At 46.2% G+C, this 589-nt stretch carries 1 protein-coding gene; it reads left to right on the top strand.

What is annotated here, in order from left to right; genetic code table 11:
* Positions 1–520 (top strand): sensor histidine kinase (locus QVP40_RS07745; RefSeq protein ID WP_288200386.1); only part of this gene is annotated, 520 nt, incomplete at its 5' end.
* Positions 521–589 lie beyond the last annotated feature (69 nt).

The raw sequence follows: 589 nt of genomic DNA, 5'->3' as shown, positions 1-589 counted from the left end.
TATTACAGATCTTCTCAGCCTGGTAAAAATGGATAAAAAGACAGCCGATCTTTCTATACAGCACATGGATATCAACCAGCTTCTTGAGGACATCCTGAAGCGTTTAAGACCTATTGCGGATAAAAGGAGCATTGACCTGATCCTTGACAGCTTCCGTCCGGTGGAGGCGGATGTGGATGAGATTAAATTTACTTCCGCTATCAGTAATCTGGTGGAAAATGCCATTAAATACAATGTGGACGACGGATGGGTCAGAGTATCCATAGACGCGGACCACAAATATTTTTATGTGACTGTGGCAGATTCCGGGATGGGAATTCCGGAAGATTCCCTGGAGCGTATCTTTGAGCGGTTTTACCGTGTGGACAAATCACATTCCAGAGAGATCGGAGGCACGGGACTGGGACTTGCCATTACAAGAAGTACCATTGCCATGCATCATGGCGTGATCAAAGTATTCAGCAGAGAAGGCGAGGGAACAACGTTTTCTGTTCGCATTCCGCTGTCATATATTCCGTAGGAGGTGCCGGATGAAGAAATTTTTAAGTGTCCTTCTTCTGGCTGTTTCTGTGTGTATGCTGGCTGCCGG

It is taken from the genome of Blautia sp. CAG:257 (assembly GCF_000433815.1).
In the GTDB taxonomy this organism is placed as follows: domain Bacteria; phylum Bacillota; class Clostridia; order Lachnospirales; family Lachnospiraceae; genus Blautia_A; species Blautia_A caecimuris.
Note: the sequence above shows the minus strand (reverse complement) of the source record. Positions and strands in the feature narration are given on the sequence as shown.